The organism is Halobacillus sp. ABD4_316, assembly GCF_056161385.1.
The window spans coordinates 196,365-212,440 of sequence record NZ_JBSWZA010000003.1; the positions used below are offsets into that span (position 1 = coordinate 196,365).

16 protein-coding genes are annotated in these 16,076 nt (G+C 48.2%); 6 read left to right on the top strand and 10 right to left on the bottom strand.

Annotated elements, in window-relative coordinates:
- Positions 1-164: 164 nt before the first annotated feature.
- The gene (locus ACXAJH_RS13545; RefSeq protein ID WP_474991195.1) at positions 165-1,229 is read right to left on the bottom strand and encodes an AI-2E family transporter; all 1,065 of its coding nucleotides are present in this window, start codon (positions 1,227-1,229) and stop codon (positions 165-167) included.
- 336 nt (positions 1,230-1,565) lie between these two features.
- Between ACXAJH_RS13545 and fbpA the strand changes: the two genes are divergently transcribed.
- Together fbpA and ACXAJH_RS13555 are read left to right on the top strand one after the other, a co-directional pair.
- On the top strand, positions 1,566-1,721 hold the full coding sequence (gene fbpA / locus ACXAJH_RS13550) for a Fur-regulated basic protein FbpA (RefSeq protein ID WP_474967506.1): 156 nt from the start codon (positions 1,566-1,568) through the stop codon (positions 1,719-1,721).
- A gap of 19 nt (positions 1,722-1,740) precedes the next feature.
- Positions 1,741-2,040, top strand: a complete 300-nt coding sequence (locus ACXAJH_RS13555) for a MerR family transcriptional regulator (protein WP_027956249.1) — start codon at positions 1,741-1,743, stop codon at positions 2,038-2,040.
- Between the two features lie 68 nt (positions 2,041-2,108).
- Here ACXAJH_RS13555 and ACXAJH_RS13560 read toward each other — a convergent pair whose 3' ends face one another.
- The 8 genes from ACXAJH_RS13560 to ACXAJH_RS13595 form a co-directional block, all read right to left on the bottom strand.
- A complete protein-coding gene (locus ACXAJH_RS13560; protein WP_474967505.1) occupies positions 2,109-2,435 on the bottom strand; it encodes a CHY zinc finger protein in 327 nt (108 codons plus the stop codon).
- Between the two features lie 44 nt (positions 2,436-2,479).
- The gene (locus ACXAJH_RS13565) at positions 2,480-3,673 is read right to left on the bottom strand and encodes an MFS transporter (protein ID WP_474967504.1); all 1,194 of its coding nucleotides are present in this window, start codon (positions 3,671-3,673) and stop codon (positions 2,480-2,482) included.
- Between the two features lie 15 nt (positions 3,674-3,688).
- Complete coding sequence (locus ACXAJH_RS13570) at positions 3,689-5,329, bottom strand: SLC13 family permease (protein ID WP_474994236.1); 1,641 nt, start codon at positions 5,327-5,329, stop codon at positions 3,689-3,691.
- A gap of 147 nt (positions 5,330-5,476) precedes the next feature.
- The gene (locus ACXAJH_RS13575; protein ID WP_474994238.1) at positions 5,477-6,754 is read right to left on the bottom strand and encodes an exo-beta-N-acetylmuramidase NamZ family protein; all 1,278 of its coding nucleotides are present in this window, start codon (positions 6,752-6,754) and stop codon (positions 5,477-5,479) included.
- A gap of 26 nt (positions 6,755-6,780) precedes the next feature.
- Complete coding sequence (locus tag ACXAJH_RS13580; RefSeq protein WP_474994240.1) at positions 6,781-8,859, bottom strand: glycoside hydrolase family 3 protein; 2,079 nt, start codon at positions 8,857-8,859, stop codon at positions 6,781-6,783.
- Between the two features lie 317 nt (positions 8,860-9,176).
- On the bottom strand, positions 9,177-10,250 hold the full coding sequence (locus tag ACXAJH_RS13585) for an ABC transporter substrate-binding protein (protein WP_474994469.1): 1,074 nt from the start codon (positions 10,248-10,250) through the stop codon (positions 9,177-9,179).
- 16 nt (positions 10,251-10,266) lie between these two features.
- Positions 10,267-11,046, bottom strand: a complete 780-nt coding sequence (locus tag ACXAJH_RS13590; RefSeq protein ID WP_474967500.1) for an ABC transporter ATP-binding protein — start codon at positions 11,044-11,046, stop codon at positions 10,267-10,269.
- Positions 11,047-11,050: 4 nt separating this feature from the next.
- Positions 11,051-11,872 carry an ABC transporter permease gene (locus ACXAJH_RS13595; protein WP_474971992.1) on the bottom strand — a complete coding sequence of 274 codons (822 nt, stop codon included), beginning with the start codon at positions 11,870-11,872 and terminating at the stop codon, positions 11,051-11,053.
- Between the two features lie 128 nt (positions 11,873-12,000).
- Between ACXAJH_RS13595 and ACXAJH_RS13600 the strand changes: the two genes are divergently transcribed.
- The 4 genes from ACXAJH_RS13600 to ACXAJH_RS13615 are packed head-to-tail and all read left to right on the top strand — an operon-like array spanning position 12,001 to position 14,464.
- Entirely contained in the window at positions 12,001-12,324 is a 324-nt protein-coding gene (locus ACXAJH_RS13600) for a PadR family transcriptional regulator (protein ID WP_474967498.1), read from the top strand.
- Entirely contained in the window at positions 12,321-13,184 is an 864-nt protein-coding gene (locus ACXAJH_RS13605) for a permease prefix domain 1-containing protein (protein WP_474994242.1), read from the top strand. Before ACXAJH_RS13600 ends, ACXAJH_RS13605 begins: the two co-directional genes overlap by 4 nt.
- Before the next feature lie 12 nt (positions 13,185-13,196).
- Positions 13,197-13,445: a hypothetical protein gene (locus ACXAJH_RS13610; RefSeq protein WP_474967496.1), complete on the top strand. Its 249-nt coding sequence runs from the start codon at positions 13,197-13,199 to the stop codon at positions 13,443-13,445.
- Between the two features lie 5 nt (positions 13,446-13,450).
- The gene (locus ACXAJH_RS13615; RefSeq protein WP_474971995.1) at positions 13,451-14,464 is read left to right on the top strand and encodes a hypothetical protein; all 1,014 of its coding nucleotides are present in this window, start codon (positions 13,451-13,453) and stop codon (positions 14,462-14,464) included.
- A gap of 399 nt (positions 14,465-14,863) precedes the next feature.
- On the opposite strand, the gene ACXAJH_RS13620 is transcribed toward ACXAJH_RS13615, so the two are convergent.
- A complete protein-coding gene (locus tag ACXAJH_RS13620; RefSeq protein WP_474994244.1) occupies positions 14,864-15,787 on the bottom strand; it encodes a hypothetical protein in 924 nt (307 codons plus the stop codon).
- Positions 15,788-16,076: the final 289 nt, after the last annotated feature.

Sequence of the window (16,076 nt, forward strand, 5' to 3'; positions counted from 1 at the left end):
TTATAAGTATGAGTGCATAAATAAACATTTCTGATATTAAGTAACTATACAATCTATCGAATAAAAATTCAACAGGCTGTTCCGGTAATCCCTGAAACTTCCTTCTTTTTTTCAGAGAACAGCATAAAGAAAGGCCCGGAAGTCATTCTTCCGGGCCTTTCTCTTTATTTAGAATAATAGATTTGATAGGTTTGATAACTGTGTTTCAAAATGACTTTCAGCACTGTATACGTGGGTACAGCTATGATCATACCCACCACTCCGTACAAAGGAGCAGCGACGACAAGCAGCAGAATGACGGTGAGGGGATGAATATTCAGCTTCTCTCCAAAAACATAAGGTGCCACCAGATTCCCCTCCAGCTGCTGCACGACAACAAATATAATGACGACGTAAAACGCCATGGACGGCTCCTGCATGAGAGCCACACCGATCGCAGGCACAGCACCGATGACAGGACCTACAAAGGGAACGATGCAGGCAAACGCTGTAAAGAGTCCGAGAATAAGTGCAAAATCAAGACCGATGATCACGTATCCGATATAGGTAAGCACCCCATCGATTGCTGCCACGGTCACCTGTCCGACAATATAGGACGAAACGGTTTTATCTACATCCCGCAGCAGCTTTTCTCCCCGCGGTTTCAACTTCCCGGGAAGTCCCTTTTTTAAGAAAGGAAGAAGGCGGTCCCCATCCTTCAGTAAAAAGAATAAGACGAAAGGGACAATCACCAGAACCGAAGCGGCTCCGGCAACGGTTGTGAAGATATCGGACATATGGCTGCCGATCTGCTGGGTCAGTCCACCAAAATACTCCGTCACCCTTTGCTGGATATTCGCTGTGGAGACCATGCCCATATCATTCTTTTCCAAAGTGTCCGAGGCTTCTTCCGCAGTCTTTTTCACCTTGTCAGGAAGCTGGGATATATTGTTGATCTGTTTTTGAATGGTTGCATACAAAGCCCAGCCGGCCGCCGTTAACGCACCGCCAATCACAGCAAATACAAGGAGAATCGCCGCCGGTTTAGGAAGATAACGCGTCCTGCTTAAAACCTCCACAACAGGCCGGAGTATGTAAAAAAGAAAACCGGCGATTAAAATCGGATAAAAAAGCGTACCGAAAATGGTCTTTACTGGATAGAGAAATTCCAGCTTTTCAAGAAAATAAATGAGAATCAGGAAAAGTACAGCTCCTGTCACATATTTAAAATATGGATGCTTGATCCACATAAGTATCACATTCCTTTTTTTCTTGTCCTATTCACCTTTTCCCCCTGTGATAAACAGGGATTATTATACTCTTATAAAAAAAAGCAAGACATACCGGTGCCTGCAGCATTTCATGAATCCAGCAGTTACGACAGACATCTTCCCCGCCGACTTTATCCATTTTAACGGAAGAAGCAGATAAAAGATTCATGAAGGCGACACGGATAATGGAACATCTTCTCACACTCCGAAAAAATATGTTAGATTTTCTAACATAAAGAGTGACAATTAAGACAATTCCCATTAGACTGATTATAACTTAAACAAAAAATGGAATCCGAACGGGAGTGATGTATAATGTCCAACCACTTGCGAGCGGCCGTTGACCAAATGAAAGAATACTATATTCAAAAGTTGATTGAAGCCGGCATCTATCAGGCTGCTGATGAAATACTCTACACCCTCACCTTGACTGAACTGGAAACGCTTGTATCACGATTGAACCGTCCTTAGCCGCCAAGGAGGAGAATGTATGTCGTATAAACATAAAAAGGTTATTTCCATCGGGACAGTCAATGAACTGACCGGGCTTTCCCTGAGACAAATCCGTTATTATGAAGAACGAGGACTTATTTATCCGGAGCGTACCAAACGCGGAACGCGCAAATATTCATTTTCCGATGTAGAAATACTTCTACAGATTGCAGATAAACGCGAGGAAGGTGTGCAGACCTATGAAATCAGGAAGGATCTGCAGAAAACGAAAAAGGGCAAAGTGATGGAACGAATGCTGCGCGGTCAATTAAATGCGCACTTCAAGATGAACAAATAACACGGCAGGCAGTCCCGGCCCCCCCAGGTCCCGGGGCTTTTTTTCTGCACAAAAAAACCGCCCTCCTTTTATGGGCGGCTTTCCATATCAAAATATAATGGATAATGAAGGCTGCAGCGTTCATTGAACCTGTGGCTGCAGGAAGGACAGCTGGATGTATTCATATATGCTTGAATGGTCATCTCATATCCGCAGTTTCCACAGAGAACCGCCCGCTTATTCCATTGTTCCCGGGGCCACCGGGACGGCTTGTGACCGGCATGTTCTTCATGGCAGGACCAGCAGGCATAGTACGTTCCACAGCAGTGGAATTTTAAAGCAATGATATCGATATCGCTGTGGTAATGGACGCAGCGTGTCTGAGCGTCCACTTGAGTTCCTTTAACATCATGCATCGTATCCTCTCCCTCCCTTTATTTTATCACATGAAGAAATCAGATCAGGCCTCTTTATAAAAAGGATAAAGCACGAACAGAACAAGGAGAAGAAAGCCTACACTCAACACCCCATACCATTGAAAATTCTCCCATAAAGTACCCACGGCCGTACTTCCGATGGCCACTCCGAGATAGTAGCTGATCAAATAAAACCCTGACGCTCCGCTCCGGTGGTGGGTCGCTGTTTTGCTGACAAGCGCGGAAGCCATGGAGTGAGCCACAAAAAACCCCATACACAAAAGCGACAGTCCGATCAGGATGCTCCAACCTTCTCTTACAGCAGTAAGAACTGTCCCTATCAGGAAAATCACGACACCGCAGAACATAACCTTCTTCAACCCGGCCTGATCCGAGATCCTGCCTGCAGCTGGAGGGGCCAGCACACCGAAAAGATAGGCGAAGTACGTGAAGGCAATCCACTTCAAAGGCCAGTGGAACGGGTCGCCCTCAAGATAAAAGGGCAGATACGTCCAAACCGCCGTAAAAACAATCTGCATCAAGATGCCAAGAAGAAACAACACAAGCAGCGGGACACTTTTTAAATGGATCAGCATGCCCTTTAAATCCACTACAAGATTTTGTTCGGCTTTTTCAAAGAAACGCTCCTTAGGAAAAAGCCAGAGAAACAAGACGGCAGCCAGTACTCCAAAGGCCGAAAACGACCAGAGGGTCATCTGCCAGTCAAATAAGTCGGTCAAGTAACCTCCGATGACACGTCCTCCCATGCCTCCAAGAGCATTACTGGAAATATACAAGGTCATCGCAAGACCGATATGCCTGTACGACACTTCCTCGCCCAGATACCCCATGGCAGCCGCTGGGATACCAGCCAGGAAGAACCCTTGGATAAAACGGAGCGTCACCATCCATTCAAATTCCGGCATGATCGGGATGAGGATTAAACTGAGAGCTGTGAAAAGGAGAGATCCCCGCATCACAAGCGCCCGTCCGTATCGATCCGCAGCAAAACCAAGAACGAACAGACCGAAAACCATAGCCGTAACACAGGCCGACATCAGCAAACTGGATTGTGTGGCTGTAATATCCAGTTCCGATGTAAAAACCGGAAGCAGCGGCTGAAAGACATAAAGGGTTGAAAATATAGACAAGGAAGCGAGCATCAGCGCGATGGTCACGCGCCAGAAACCCGCTTCTGATGGTGTATAGGGTTGATGCTGTGCAGCAGTCGCTTCCATGACATCCACTTCTTTCTATGAGTTAAAACGTTCCGGAAAAGAGGCCAGGTCCAGATCCCATACCATTGGGAGATAGAAATAGATAGCCAGAGTAATGAGGACAACCGCCACGACATTCAGCAGAAATCCTGCTTTTGCCATATCTGGAATACGAAGATATCCTGAACCAAAAACAACGGCGTTGGGCGGTGTAGCAACGGGCAGCATAAACGCACAGCTCGCAGCCATGCCTGCAGCAATCATTAAACTGTACGGATGAACAGAAATCGCACCGGCCAGAGAAGCCATAATCGGAAACATCATCGTTGCCGTTGCTGTGTTGGACGTAATCTCTGTCAAGAAAATCACCATGGCTGTGACAATGACGATAATCACCAGTAGATTGACCCCGTCAAGCACGGTCAGCTGGGTCCCGATCCACTCCGCCAGACCAGTTTCCTGAAATCCGGACGCAATGGCAAGGCCCGCCCCGAACAAAAGGAGAATTCCCCATGGCAGCCCTTTTGCTGTATCCCAGTCAAGCAGATAGTCCCCTTTTCTATTCGACGAAGGAATGAGGAACAACAGCACAGCCGCTGTCATGGCAATCATCGTATCATTGATATTTTCGTTGATTTGAGCGAGAAAAAAGGAACGGGATATCCAAGCAGCCGCTGTAAGCGTAAAAACAGCCATGACGATTTTCTCCTCGGATGACATCGCCCCCAGCTCTTTCCTTTCCTTGTTGATCACCTTGCGTCCGCCCGGCAGCTCTTTGATTTTCATCGGGTAAGCGATCTTTACTAAGTAAAACCACGCCAAAGCGATAAAGATAACCGAAACAGGGACACCAAAGGCCATCCAGCCGGCAAAACTGATCTCAATATTGTACGTCTGCTCCACGATTCCTTTGAAAATCGTATTCGGGGGCGTTCCGATCAGCGTTGCCAGCCCACCGATGGAAGCACTATAAGCGACACCAAGCATGACGGCTTTCCCGAAGTTGAAATTACTGTGATCCACGGTTTCTCCCTGTTTTTTCAGTTGTTCAGAAGCCTGATAGATAACAGCCATACCGATCGGCACCATCATCATCGCTGTGGCAGTGTTGGAAATCCAGGCGGACAACAGACCGGTCGCAACCATAAACCCGAGTACAATCTGTTCTGTACTGGTCCCGACCGCATTAATAATGAACAAAGCTATCCGTTTATGAAGGTTCCATTTCTGCATGGATAATGCAATAAGGAAACCGCCCATAAAAAGAAAAATCGTATTATCGCCATAAGAGGAAGCTGTCGTTCCCCCATCAAGCCCTCCTGTAATCGGGAAAAGGACGAGGGGAAGCAGCGATGTCGCCGGAATGGGTACAGCCTCGGTAATCCACCATGTCGCAATCCAAAGGGTGCTGGCAAGGACTGCCACCGCACTGGCGGACAATCCATCCGCCTCCAGAAATAACAGCGTGAGCACAAACAAAAGCAGCCCGAGTACAAGTCCGATTCTCTGTCTCCTATCAAAAGCTGGTCCAGGTTCTTCCTCGCTCGAGGCCGACGGTGCACCTGCACTTCCTGTGGAACCTGATCCCCCTGAGGCAAATGTCAGCAGCTCCTTCGCTTCTCGATGAAGCACCCACATCCGATTCCATACGTTTTTAAGTAAAGCCGTTTGACTCATGACCTTCCCCTCTCTCCCGCACATTTTTTGTCAAATATGTATGAATATTTACAAATTTTATCACAAGGTACCCTTGAATGTAAAAATAACGCTTACAAAGAAAAGAACTCCTGCCCCCATTAACTACTTCTGAGGCAGGAGCTTCCATTATTTATAAAGGAGGTAATCTTCTCTCAAATCATTGAAGTCTTCCAGGTCTTCTTCCCACTCTTCCTGGATATCTTCCACCGATCTGCCGTTTTCGACCGCTTCACGCACCCAGCCATTTCCAATCAAATAATCAAAGAAGGAAATACCTGAACTGTTCTCTGCACGGAAAGCGAAATCATCCGGATACAGATCATGAATGGTCTTTACGAGGGTCAGACCTGTTTCCACTGCTTTGTATTCATCCCGGTCGGTCACATGAATCTGCACGCCATGAGATAATTCTCCTGCATGCTTGGAAAAGGACGGGGTAAAGGAAGCGGCACGGAACATTACCCCCGGCAGATGATTGGCGTTCATGGCCTCAGCCAGCTCCGTACTGTTTATGAATGGCGCACCGATCAGCTCGAACGGCCGGGTCGTTCCCCGCCCTTCCGATACATTCGTTCCTTCGATCAACGCCGCTCCCGGATACACGTAGGCGGTGTCCACCGTCGGCATATTCGGTGATGGAGCGACAAAGGAAAGGCCTGTATCGTCATAGTCCATCTTGCGCTTCCACCCTTTCATTTCAATCACTTCCAAGTCAGCACCGATGTCATATTCTTCGTTGAAAAGCATCGCCAGCTCCCCGACTGTCATGCCGTGACGAAGCGGGATAGGGTAATTCCCTACAAACGATTGATAATCCATATCCAGCACCGGCCCCTCGACCGTGTCTCCGCTGATCGGGTTGGGACGATCCAGGACAATGAAAGGAATGTCATTTTCCTGTGCCGCTTCCATTGCATAGGCCATCGTATAAATGTACGTATAGAAGCGTGTACCTGCATCCTGGATATCAAACATCAGTACGTCAATATCTTCAAGCATCTCAGGAGTCGGCTTCCGCGTCTCCCCATATAAGCTGTACACCGGGAGACCGGTCTGTTCATCGGTATAGAATTCCACATATTCCCCGGCCTGAGCACTCCCTCTGACTCCATGCTCCGGGCCATAGAGAGCCGTCAAGTCGATATCCTCGTCCTTATGGAGCCGGTCGACAATGCTGTTCAAGTCCTTATCCACACCTGTCGGATTCGTAATCAGGCCGACTTTTTTCCCTTCAATCAGCTCTTTCTTATCATCAAGCAGGACTTCCACCCCAAGCTTCAAGGCTTTTCCATTTTTATAATGTCCTTTATGCTTCCCATTGCTTCCATTGTGATCCGCCGTTACAACAGAAAATGTCGTCCAAGTCATGATCAGCACAAGTGCCGTAGCCAGCCATTTTTTCAAATCAACCTCTCCCCTTTGTTTAAAATTCAGTAACTCATTCCTGTTCCATAGTCATACAGCACACCGTTTTCCCCTGGAATGGTCACCGGAAGTGTTCCTGAAGGATGATTATCCCCGAAAATAGTCGACGCAGTGGCTGAGAAACTCGCATCCCTGAACCCGTACTGAGCGATATAAGCGTCCACTTCCGGATAAGCCATCACATCATAAGGATTTCTGATCCCGACGCCGATGACCGGTCCTTCGGCGATCTCCAGAATTTCCTGCATCCGCTGCATCTGCGGGTGATTCTGTGATCTCGTCCAGACATTATACGTATAGGTGCCCGCAATGACATAATCCGCTTCTTGAAGAGCCGTCCGCTCTTCGGACGTAAAGGCCTCAGAATTGTGATCAATCAACGTGGTCCGGTCATGGATCTTCTTCACAGCCTCTGCTAAGGAGGAGCTGAATGAATCACCGACAACGACGATGTTATCGTCTGTCTCTGCCTGAAGCGGCAGGACTTCCTCGTTCTTCACAAGAGTGATGGATTTCTCTGCGGCTTCCTTTTCCACCTGCCTATGTTCTTCTGAACCGACGACTTCTTCGGCATGCGCTACTTGTTCCTCAAGCGCAGGCGGCTGTTCAGATTTGATGATGCCCCGTTTGATTTTCAGAGTGAGAATCCGCTCTACAGAATCCTCAATGGTTTTCATTTCGATCTCCCCTGTGTCAACAGCCTCATAAATTCCACCCGCCACTTCTTCGAGTCCTACCGGCATAAGGACGATGTCTGTTCCGGCATTAATGGCGCGGATCACCGCATCCACAGGCCCAAAATGTTCCTGAATCGCATTCATATTCAACGCATCTGTAATCACAAGGCCTTCATAGCCCATCTCCTTACGCATCAGACCCGTCAGCACTTTTTCTGACAAAGTGGCCGGCAGAGCGATTTCTTCGCCGTCCTTTTTGGAAACGACTTTCGTATCATCGATTTCCGGGAATGTGACATGAGCCGTCATGACAGCATCAATCCCGGCATCCATCACCTGTTGGAAGGGATACAATTCCACTTCCTTCAACCGTTCCTTGTCATACGGTATTTCCGGGAGACCGATATGGGAATCGACAGCCGTGTCCCCGTGCCCCGGAAAGTGCTTCGCTGTGGCGGCAACACCTGTTTCCTGAAGGCCTGACATATAAGCCTGTCCCATATCTGCCACAAGCTCGGGATTTCCGCCGAAGGACCTTACCCCGATGACCGGGTTATCCGGGTTGTTATTGACATCCATATCAGGTGCCAGGTTCATATTGATACCAAGAGCAGACAGCTCTTCCCCGATCGCCCGGCCTACATCCTGACTGATGTTTTCCGAACGTGTGGCTCCTAAAGCCATATTCCCCGGGAAATCCGTCCCGGACTGCAGACGGGTCACAATTCCGCCTTCCTGATCAATTGTGACAAGCAGTCCATATTTCTCAGCCGCCGCCTGATAGTCCGCCACAAGCTCTGTCGTCTGAGCGGTTGTTACGACATTCTCCCTGAATAAGATGACTCCGCCAAGATGATACTCCTTTACGAGATCTTCAATTTCAGGAAGCATTTTGGTAACATTCTCCCCGTTCCAATTCCGGAAGTCAGGCATCAGCATCTGACCGACTTTTTCTTTCATCGACATGTTCTCCATCGCATGGTGAACCAGGTCGTATTTCTGCCCTCTATTTTTTTGAATTTGGATTTCCGACTGTTTTTTATCACCTTTAACGTAGACGAAAATCCAATCTTTATCCCGTCCATTCGATACAGCAACCCAGGATCTACCAGGCTTCCCTGTGAAGGTCAGCTGCCCCTTGTCATCCACCTGGACCACCTTCTTATTCGAAGCTGCCCATGACAGCCCCTCTTCAACCTTTTTAAACGATCCATCCCCGTACACATGTAAGGCCGTTAAGTCGAACTGTCCATCTTTCACAGTCACATCCGCCTGTGGAACATTTTCGAGGAGCATGAGTTCCGGTCTCTCCGTTTCCTCTTCTGCCTTTACAGCCCCTTGTCCCGGGGGAAGTGCAAGACCGAGCACCAGCACAAACAAGGCACTCCACTTTCCAATTGTCTTCATCTGCCATTCCTCCTTATCCTTATTTATTTGTAAAAGGGCCACGGGTATCCGGAGCCGCTTCTGCAAAACGTTGAGATCGGAAAAAGACGGTCTATGTACAAACTTTTTGAAAGCGTTTGCAAATTGTAATAAAAGCGTAACGAATTATGATATAGTCGTCTATACCACTTTAGGCCCTGATCAGTCGCAAACTCCTGTTTTTCCCATCCCTTCCTAATGCGTCCAATGAATCATTTTGAAATGTTATGTCAAAAATGATGAAATATTTTGTAAATAAAGTACAAAGGGCACCCCTGGTGTCAGGAATGCCTTTTTCTTTACCGGCCGTACATACCGATTTCCTCTAATGCGCGATCCGTCAGCGATGTATCAACAGCTTGATCAAAATCCACATCACCACTTATGGCACCGTTCTCCTTGTACATCGCAAACTGCTTTTGAATATCTTCAACAAACATCCGGCCGTCGGGATCAAGACCCGTGACACCGACCTTCTTCCATATGGCCGGGTATTTGAGAGCCGTATGTTTCGTCATCATTCCAATCACTTCATCCAATCCCTCCCCGTATAGGAAGGCGTCGTTATAATCACGGATCCCTTTTAAATACGCTGCCATGAACCGGACAGAAACTTCTTCTTCTTTTTCAACGAAGTCCGGTGACCCGAGAACCATAGCAATTTGAGCGTCGGGGGCATAATCGGTCGCATCTTTAAAGCGGACGTGAAGACCCTGCGCCTCGCCCTGGGTGATTAAAGGTTCGATCTGCAAGGCTGCATCGATCGACTTGCTGCCCATTGCTGCCAGCATATTCCCAAAATCGGACATCAGGACGAGCTCGACATCATCCTCTGTCAGACCGGCATGCTCAAGCATTCTTTGAAAAATGTAATCATCGACAGCATTCCTTGAAGAGACCGCAATCCGCTTCCCTTTCAAATCGGCATACTCCTGAATCTCCTTCTGCAGATCTTCGCGGATAACGAAGCTGAAATAAGAATTCCCTTCAAAGTAATGCCCTTTGTCGGCAATGATCTTTACATCAATGCCCTGGGCGATCGCGTTAAAGAAGGACGCTGTCGAGACACCACCGGCGATATCCACTTCTCCGGCGGCAAGAGCCGGAAGCATATCATCACTATTGGCAAAACTTGTAAACCGGATATCAATATTGTAATCTTCAAAATATCCTTTTTCCTTCGCAATGTAAAAGCCGGCCCCGGAAGCCGCACCATCCTCTGCAATGACGACCGTCGTTTTCTTCTCAAGCGGCTCCATATCTCCTGAAGGCGGGGGGCCTTCCCTCTGTTTCTCTTCCTCTACGGCGCCACAGCCGAACAGAAGAAAAAGGAATAATAAAAACGAAAGCAGGTGACAGACTTTTTTCACCATCATATTCCGACTCCTTTCAAATAGGGGAACGCGACTGCTGCACTTCGTTCTGCAGATGGTTCCAGACGCTGACAAAATGAGCGGCCATTTCCGGGTCAGAGCGGATCTGCTCCATCGTCCGTGGTCTTGGTGACTGGATATGGATTTCCTTAATGATCCTTCCCGGCTGCGCACTCATTAAAAGGATCCGGTCACTGAGAAGGAGGGCTTCATCAATGCTGTGGGTAATAAACAAGACCGTCTTTTTGGTTTCAGCCCAGATTGACAGCAGCTCTTCCTGCAGAATGAATTTGTTCTGCTCATCCAAGGCAGCAAAGGGTTCATCCATCAGAAGGATTTCCGGGTCATTGGCAAATGCTCTTGCAATGCTGACTCTCTGCTTCATCCCACCCGACAGTTCACGGGGATACAACTCGGAAAACTTTTCCAATCCCGTCTTTTTGAGGTAATACGCTGTGCGCTCCTTTGTCACTTCATCAGGCGTGCGTCTCATCTTCAGACCGAAGCTCACATTCCCTTCCACTGTCAGCCATGGAATAACCCCCCGTTCCTGAAAAACCATGGACTGAAGTGGGCGCCCGTCTTTCTCCCTTGTGATGGCAAACGAGCCGGCACTCGGCTTTTCCAGCTCTGCCAATATTCGGAGAAGGGTCGTTTTTCCACAGCCGCTCGGACCGAGCAGGCAGATGAATTCACCGTCCTCGATGTTCATCGATATGTTTTCCAGCGCTGTTACTTTCGCATCTTTTTTATAAAATACTTTCGTTAAATCGTTCATGACGATTTTCGTACTCATTGGATCACCTCCATGGAAGAAGCTTCACCTGCAGGCCGCGCAGCAGAACTGAGAATAGGTAACCGAAGAACGAAATCACGATCAGCCCGACATACATCTCCTTCAACAGAAATGCTTTATAGGACGTCCAAATAAGATAACCGATTCCTGAATTTGCTCCCATCATTTCAGCAGCCACAATCGTCAACAGGGCAATCGCCTGCCCCATCTGGATACCTTCGAGCATGACAGGCAGAGACCCCGGGAGGGCGATTTTGAAGAAAAACTGTCTGGACCCCGCCCCGTAATTCTTTGCTACATCCAGATAAATCCGGTCGATGTTCGTCACCCCGGCCACGGTGTTGATGACAACTGGAAAAAAGACACTGCCGGCAATCGTTACAATCTTCGAAACTTCGCCGACCCCAAACATAATAATGATGATCGGCAGCAGCGCAAGCGTAGGGATGGGCATAACAGCCATAATCAACGGAGAGAGAAAATGGCGTGCCGGTGAATACAACCCCATAAATAAACCGATCGCCACCGCCGGGATAACCCCGAGTAAAAATCCTGAAGCAATCCGAAACAGGGAAATTCCAATATGATGAAACAGCTCACCGCTCTGCCCCAGCTCCCAAAATGTGAAGAGAATGGCACTCGGGGGTGGGAAGAAACGGGCATCCATCCATCCCATCCGCGAAAAACATTCCCAGAGCAGAAGCAGGAAAACCGGTGATGACACCGTCAGAGCCTGCTTCAAGCGCTGCTGACGCTGTCTCTGCTTCCATTCCTGCTGTTCCATTTGAACCGGATCATCGCGGATCTCCTTAGCGCGATGTATCATCTTTCACCACCTCAATGGATACTGTATGTGCGAAGGCCCAGATGTGTGAGTTTTCCATTTATCCCCTTGTTAAACGAGGTGCCTCGTTATACAATGGTTTTAGAATAATTTGGAAAAGGTGTGAATCTATGGACCGGGAAATCATGAAAGGCAGCATCGATATTCTCATGTTGAACTTAGTCAACCGCAGAGACATGTATGGCTATGAGATTGTCAAACACCTGAAGGAGCAGAGTGACCAGCTTTACAATATGAGCGAAGGCACCCTCTATCCCGCTCTGAAACGACTGGAACGCAAAGAATGGCTGACGTCTTATTGGTCCGAAACAACCGGAGGACGGAGGAAATACTACCGCATCACCGATGAAGGCCGCACCATCCTGCAGCAGAAGCTTCAGGAATGGAAAAGTGTCAGCGACCTTATTTCTAAGACGTCGGAGGACCTGGCATGAAAAGAATTGAAAAGCATGTCGATCACATATTGAAGGAAATGCAGAGCACGAAAGAAGAACGGGAGGAAATCCGTGAAGAATTGACCACTCACCTTACGAGCGCCAAACAAAAGTATATCGATGAGGGTGAAAATGAAAAAAGAGCGGAGAAACTGGCCATCAAGGATTTTGGGGATGCCGGCATGATCGGGGGCGGTATCCAGGAAAGTCTGTACCCTTTCCAACGGGGACTGCTTTACTTGATCGGGTCCGGTACCATCCTGCTTGGTATCTTCATTCACCTTACAGCGACGTTCTCGTTCGGGGACCCCTGGCCTGGATGGCTTGCCATCCAGCTGTCACTCGGAATGCTCGTCGTTTTGACTGCCATCAACATAGCCTGGACCGGCCGGCATTATTGGTCCGTCAATGTGATTGTGTTCCTGACAATGTTGTGGAATGCGTTCAACTATATGGTCGTACCCCCGTTTTATCAGCTGCAGGTCATCTTCATGAGCTTTTTCATAACCCTTCTTGTCCTCTTCTGCCTTGTTTTTATCGTACAGAATTCGTATAACGCTACTACGAGTCCTTCTGCTGATAAAAAAGAGCGGACAGTGACAACAATCAGCCACACCGTCAACCTTATCTATGGAGTGATGATCTCCGGGGCCGGTTTGTTCACCACATGGGGAGCGCTTGTTTTCGGCGGCATGAATGCCAGGGTCTTCCTCCCTTTGACAGCTGTAGCAGCCTGGCTGGCTTTCTACAAATATCAAATGAACATGATTGGAAGAAAGCCTGTCACAGCCATTTTTACCGGTCTATTGTTCTGCGCTCTGCTTGCAGGCCTGCCACTTACAATATTGAGTTGGATATAAAGGAGGATCTTTATGATTGATCTGCTTATTACGCTGGCCTGGTCGGTCTTTTTCTTATTCCTTATCATTGCAGGGTCGTTGGTGTGGATGAAAAAAAGAAAGGCTCTGCTTCTAACCACACAAGCCTTGACCGGGTACGGAGCTTTCATCCTTCTGGTTGGTTTACTGTTTCATTTAATCATAGGCATTTACGGAGTGATCTTCCTTCTATCCGGAGCCGTTTCGCACGTTTTATCGAAAGACTATGCTAAAGGAAGGTGAAGCTGTTGTCGCTGGTAAAGAAGAACATCCTGTTCATTAGCAGTATGGCCGTGTTGTTCGGCTTGTTGTACTGGACCGGGACATTCGCTGATTCTTCCGGCGGTCCGACCGGTCTTGGAGAAGCCCCTGATCTTTCCCATGATGATGAATCCATCGTCTTCACCTACCATCAGGACGGACACGGGAGTCTGTATACCGTTTCTTCCAGCGGTGGTGAAGCCGAGCGGTTGACGGAACCGGAGAAGGGAAAAGACGATACGCGTCCCGTTTTCGCTTCAGACGGGAAAGTCGCCTTTATCCGTCAATGGGAAGGCGATGTCCACCACCATCAACAGTTGATGCTGTGGGAGGAAGGGAAAACCACTCCTCTGCTTGATGAGGAAACGTACGTATCAGATATGAGTTTCTCTCCGGACGGCACCCGGTTATACCTTTTGAAAAATGAAGAATATAAGGACGTCTATGATGATGGCCGCACCCAGCCGACGGAATTCGATGTCTATAAACTGGCCATCGAATCCGGAGAAATGGAAGAGGTCACCGACTTGAATTCGGTCTCCATCAATTCTCTGCAGGTCATCAGCGAAGAGGAGCTGCTTTATAAACTGGATTATGAAAAACATGCCATCGAGCGCCTTCAATTCGCATCGGGAGAAACGACGACGATGTGGCCGGAATCCCTGTCCTATTCGAAAGCCCAGGAACCCGTCGTCAGCGGTCCGCGCTTATCCCCTGATGGGAACACGGTCGCCTTTTCCGATGTGGCCTCCACAAATGAAAAAGGCACCTTCGAATATGAAATCTTCACGATGACTCCCAATGGGGAAAACATCAAGCAGATTACAAAAAGCTCCGTTCAGGCAGGGCATCCCCTGTTTTTCCGTTCGTCTGACCAGATTCTCTACACGATCGACCGGAACTTCGCAGGACGCGAACCCCAACGGGAATACTGGACCGTCGACACAGATGGAACAGACCGAAGACAGCTGAACATCACCATTCCATCTTCCGAGCAATAAAAAAAGCCCCGGAACCGGGGATCTATTAATCAGAAATGCCGATTACCAGGTGAAACCAACTCTATTCAAAATAGATGTACACCAAGCAGCCTACGAATGTCACGAGGAGCGTTCGGTTGTGGCGCCTGCGGGAACAGCGCGAGCCGAAGATCCACTTGGGCAGGTAGTTTTCCTGTCCAAGTCAGCTGAGGCCGTGCCCGCGGCAAGCATCCACCGATAAGTGGAACGTGACATCACTAAATGACGAGACAAAAAGAAGTCCAGCCTTCTATTTTACAGAACGCCGGACTTCTTTATACTACGAAACAAAGACTTGGATTTCACAGTCGAAATACAGTCAAAGAGGATATCAGCCAAAAACAGGGATCCTTCAAACTTGAAAGTTCAAGGTTGAGGGCTTTATTTATCTTTATGCTGCTCGCTGGCTTCGATTTCTGAAGTAAGTTCTTCTATCTTCGTTTCCAACACTTTCATGAAAGTACTTTTATTGCCGGCCATATGTTTAGGGCGGATGGCTTCACCAAAAAAGGAAGCCATCTGGTCCTCCATTTGGTGAAGAAGCTTTTCCTCTTCCTTCTTCCGTTGATCGGCAGCCGTCTGCCATTTTTGGAGTTCTCCTTTTAACTGACGGACCTGCTCCCGCTCGACTTCGTACTGCTTTTGCATCTCTTCCAGTTCCTTTTTCCGCAGGGAGGCATCTTTTTGGAGAGAAGCTTTCTCCTGCTTTTCTTTTTGAAGCAGGCGCCGGCTTTCCAAGTAATTGTTCATTAAGAAGGCTTGGTCCTGCAGCATACGGCGGGTCCGTCTTCCTTCTTCCACAAACAACTTTTCTAATTCTTCCGCTTTCTTATGCCATTCCCTTTGTTTATCCTGCTCTCTTTGAATCTCGACTTTCAGTTCCGCATAACTTCTCTGCAGCATGGACGTATCCCGCTGAGACTGAAAAAAGCGCTGCTGATATTCCCCAAGCTCGGCCTCGAGCTGTTTCCTTCTAGCTTCTCCCTGTTTTTCAGATTCTTTCAGATCAACGACATGGGCCTGCCACTTCTTGATTTCTGCTTTATAGTGCTCTTCCTCCGTCCGGGCTTTTTCCAGCTGGAGTTCGTACGTCTGGTTTCTTTTAGCCAGTTCACCTTTCAGCACCGCTTCTTCTTCCGACCAGCGCCCGCTTTCCTGCTTCAATTGTTCATTTTCTTTTTTTAAACTTTCCAGCATGGAGTAGTGATAGTTTTCCTGATAATCCTGTACCTTTTTCTTATATTTATCCAGCTCTGAGCGGTAATAAATCACTTTCTGCTGCAGTTGTACAGCGTCTTTATTCATCACTTCCGCCTCCTCCATCCATACGTTTCACCCCATAGGCAAACGTTGTCCATCTATCCTTCTTTTCTATCCTATGAACCTTCAAGTCTGAATATCACCACCGCGCACAGGTGTGAGCTGACCTGTTTAGGCCAAAACGCCGTTTCGCTTTCATCATAGATGCTTATGATAGTAAAGAAGGGAGGGGAAAGGATGAGTCACAACGATCAACCTAAAAAATCGGACGCCGCGCCTTTACAGAGACCTCCTCGCCGAAAGCCGCGTAAAGGCGGCTGCTGCGGGAAACGCC